3 protein-coding genes are annotated in these 3,832 nt (G+C 48.1%); 2 read left to right on the top strand and 1 reads right to left on the bottom strand.

Going from position 1 to position 3,832, the window contains the following annotated elements; translation table 11 throughout:
• The coding region (locus KDK16_RS11815; RefSeq protein ID WP_257276271.1) for a hypothetical protein at positions 1–2,701 on the bottom strand (2,701 nt) is incomplete at its 3' end.
• Positions 2,702–2,896: 195 nt separating this feature from the next.
• On the opposite strand from KDK16_RS11815, the gene KDK16_RS11820 reads away from it, so the two are divergent.
• Both KDK16_RS11820 and arfB read left to right on the top strand, forming a co-directional pair.
• The gene (locus KDK16_RS11820) at positions 2,897–3,205 is read left to right on the top strand and encodes a DUF2288 domain-containing protein (protein ID WP_257276272.1); all 309 of its coding nucleotides are present in this window, start codon (positions 2,897–2,899) and stop codon (positions 3,203–3,205) included.
• 5 nt (positions 3,206–3,210) lie between these two features.
• Positions 3,211–3,627 (top strand): alternative ribosome rescue aminoacyl-tRNA hydrolase ArfB, encoded by a 417-nt coding sequence (gene arfB / locus KDK16_RS11825; RefSeq protein ID WP_257252688.1) that lies wholly within the window; start codon positions 3,211–3,213, stop codon positions 3,625–3,627.
• The last annotated feature ends 205 nt before the right edge of the window (positions 3,628–3,832 follow it).

Genomic DNA, 3,832 nt, shown 5'->3' on the forward strand with positions numbered 1-3,832 from the left:
CGGTGTTTCTGTAATCCAGACAGTCGACGTCATGGCGAACCCTCAGCCAGTTAATGACCAGCCCGTAAAAGGCTTTTCCAAGCTCAGTAATCCGTAATTCGTCCTGCCGCTCACAATGGGTTATAAAGTAGGATGTTGTCGAACCAAAACTGTAGGAGGTTTGCTCTGCAAATGAGCGGACATCTGCCCAGTCTCTCATCCCCACCGGGGCAGGTGCTATGTTCGGGTAATCCTGGGCATTCCACTCTCCCATGGTGCCGGGAACAGTCTGACTTCCAAAAAAAGGTGTGGGCACCCAAGTTCTCCCTTCGGCAGTATCATGGAATGAGCTTAATGTATCCGGTGCCTGAAAATTGTGTTGCCAGAGACGACCTGCATCTCTGGCAAACAGCCTGAGGCCTTCAAACGATGCCTGCTCTGAGAGACCGGCCACGCCTTCCGTCTCATAAGGATAGTGGTGATAAAGGCGGGTATTTTTTTCATCGTCAAAGACTTGTAGCAGTGCCGAACCATCAGGCTCCAGGGCAATGCTTGCCAGGGTTTCATCGGGTAATTGACAGGCTTTGAGCTTATCCAGGGCATGGGGCAGACGATAGATACCCCGTGGTTTAAGCAGTGCGCTTTCAAGGCCCAGCTGATCCTTATGGTTTCGAAAAAAATCCAGCTGTGGCTGCTCGCGGATGAAGTCATGCCAGTTTTCTGTGGAACCAGTTTGTTGTTTCAGGAACTTGAAACGGCGATACCCTTGAGGTACCTCTGTGGAAGGAAAAGCCAGACTGCGACCGTAAATTTCAATATTCCTGCTATTGATCAACTCTGCTTCCCAAAGCCCGGACATTTCCGGCACCGTCTCTTTTGGGTGTTTCCTGCCAAATTCAGCCACCTCGTGGAGGAAACGTTCGCAATAAAACCTGTCTGGATTAAGTACACAACCAGCACCAACTCCAAGGCCAATCAGATGCCATGGATAGTAACGTTTCCCTTTGTAGATCACGTCGTAGCATCGTTCAATAAACAGTGAGTCGCGATCATCAGGCGTAGCTGACAGGTGCCCAAGTAGTTTTTTTTGTATGCCCGGAGTGACAACCCGGAGCACTTGCGCAGAGTATTCAACCGGCAACCCTTTCTGATGTATTAACCTTATCAGTTTCAGTGTTTGCTGCTCATCCCTTAAAACGTCAGGGTGAAGCTCAAAATAGTTGATAACGGGCTGAAGTAACCGTGTTGCACGGGTCGAGGGTTTGTTTCTCAGGTAGTCGTGGTATGAACACTCAGCAGAGCGCAAGCTGATTGCTTTAAAAGTGGATGGCGGCAAGGATTTGAAGAGTTGCAGGAACTCAGCAAACCAGTTGACATTCAAAGGGAATTTTCCGTCTAAATGATTCTGCATACAACTCATCAGATGCTCAGAAGCGGTTAGCTTGAGCAGGGCGCTGCGTTGGGCTCTGGCCAGTTGACAGTCTTCCGCTTTGGAGATGCTCGCTGATGCTAATTGCTCGCAATGATGTCGGTATAACAGCAACAGCGGTGTTGCGCCGCTGTTGTCCTGTTGATTGGCCAGAGTCCCGGCGGGCAAGTACTGAAACAACTCGTCATAGCGAGGGGTATAAGCTTTCAGCCAGGAAGAATTGCATACCTCTCCGTGAGCTTTCATGCTTGGCAGTGCTGTCACCATAAGGTGCAAAATATTACCGCCGTTATTAAACTGATGCCCAAGTATTGTGGGAGAGGAGCCCGCCAGCAACCGCTTAAACAGTTCCCACTGGCCTAATACAAAGGCAGATACCAGAAGCTGTTCCCGCTCCTTATCATCCAGCTTTTTCAGTTCTTTCAGAATCAGTTTTTCATGCCTTTGTAGATTAACTTCCAGTGTAGAAAGCTGAAATGTAAAAAACTCTGAAGCCAGTGCAGTGGTGATTCCCTGAAGGAAATCCTGTGACGCCTCTGGGTTGCCATGCCTGATGCCCAGTGATTCGAAAATAGCTGTGATCAGATACGGTGCTGAACCCTCCGAAAGTCGCAGAGATTTATTGAGTTGCTCAAGAAATATGTGATGTTTTTTCAGCTCACTCAAAAGCTCATGGGCAACTTCCTTTAGGTACATACGAGGCAGATATGTTTCCAGAATTTCCATAAAGCCCGGATCAGCCTGAAACATCATTCTTTTGGCATCCTTGTCAAGAATCTTCTGCACGGTTTCAAGGCGTGTGTTAGCAAAGAGTTGTTTTAATAATTGGGAGGGGATCTGTATTTTATAATTCATCGACACCCCCTCAAGTCCCAGCCCCAAATCAGCCAGGGTTTGCAGAACGGAAGTATTTTCAGGAAGTCCAGGCTCCTCGGCGAGGTAGTTGACCAGTTTTTGCAGGGACTGTAGATAGAGTTTTTCATCCTCCCCAGGACGGTTGTGACTCATCCTGTTAAGATCATACTGGGCATTTTCTACAAATTTTTGAAATTTTTTATTGCCAAATGGAACATCAATTTTGCCCAGTGCATCCTGAACATGGGATATCCATTCACGACGCTGGTCACGAGTGGAAGTGATGTGTCGCTGCTGTAAAGAGTAACCAGAGAGCCCACCCGATCGAGCTGTCTGGTTGCTCAAGCACAAAGTGGACGCAGGGGGGGAAACCACTGTTTCCGGTTCGGTCCAGCCGGGCAGGTGTAAGGGTGGAGTATTGGTCATCCGTGGCGGCATAATTTATTCCCTCAATAATTTGGTTTTTTGAAACGCCTGAATGAATAGACCGCTAAAGGTTGATTTCGTTCAAAAAGTGGAAAATCATGCCCGATCCCGGGAGTTTGATGGAGGTTAAGCCCTGACTGGCTGAAAAAACCATGGATGTGGTAGTCTCTGCCCTTATTTAACGTTAATCAGACAGACAGATTATTAATGAGTGATTCTGTAGACCCCAATGAGCTGAACAAAGCCAAACTCAACCAGGAAACCGCAAAAATTGCCTGGGAAGACCTTCAGCGCTACTTTGCTTCCGGCCACCTTCTGGCGGTTGCTCCGGATCTGGATATTGTTGCCGTCGCTCACAGCATCTCCATTGATGATAAAGCGACAGTAGAAGCCTGGTTGAATGAAAAAAAACTGGGACCGGTCAGTGACGATCAGGCCAGAAACTGGCATGAGCAAAAAGCGGATTTATGGGCCGTGGTGGTGCGACCGTGGGTGCTCGTTCAGGATAGAAACTGAGTGATATGCTGAAGATTTCCAATACCGTTACGATTCCCTCCGATGACATTGAGTTTAATTTTGTCCGTGCCCAGGGGGCGGGGGGACAGAACGTGAATAAAGTTTCTTCGGCGGTCCACTTAAGGTTTGATATCAGAGCTTCTTCCCTTCCTGACTTTTATAAAGAACGGCTTCTGACTTTCAATGACCAGAGGATTTCTTCCGAAGGCGTCATTGTGATCAAGGCACAGTCGTTCAGAACTCAGGAGAAAAATCGTCAGGATGCTCTGAATCGATTACTGGGTCTGATTCAAAAGGCGACGGTGGTGACTAAAAAAAGAAAAGCCACCAGACCTACCCGTTCTTCGCAGAAAAAACGCATGGATCGAAAGCATCAGCGTGGTCAGACAAAAGCACTGAGGGGGCAGATAAAGGGCTGGTAATGACACTCAGCCGAACCGACAGCCATTCATTCCAATACCTTACTGATCCCTCAACCGTCCTTTGAAAAGTATTTGCGCATTCCACTCAGGAACTTTATCGCCACCCGATGACTCCAATACAATCAGCCAGTGTGCTCGCAAAAATGAGCCACAGAGTGGATGTGGCGATACAGCTCGACTGGCACAAAGCCTATGAGGACAAAAA

The sequence above is a fragment of the Endozoicomonas sp. SESOKO4 genome (assembly GCF_024606275.1).

Coding starts and splice junctions, on each gene's coding strand:
- arfB (WP_257252688.1), top strand. CDS start 3,211: ATGCTGAAGATTTCCAATACCGTTACGATTCCCTCCGATGACATTGAG.
- KDK16_RS11820 (WP_257276272.1), top strand. CDS start 2,897: ATGAGTGATTCTGTAGACCCCAATGAGCTGAACAAAGCCAAACTCAAC.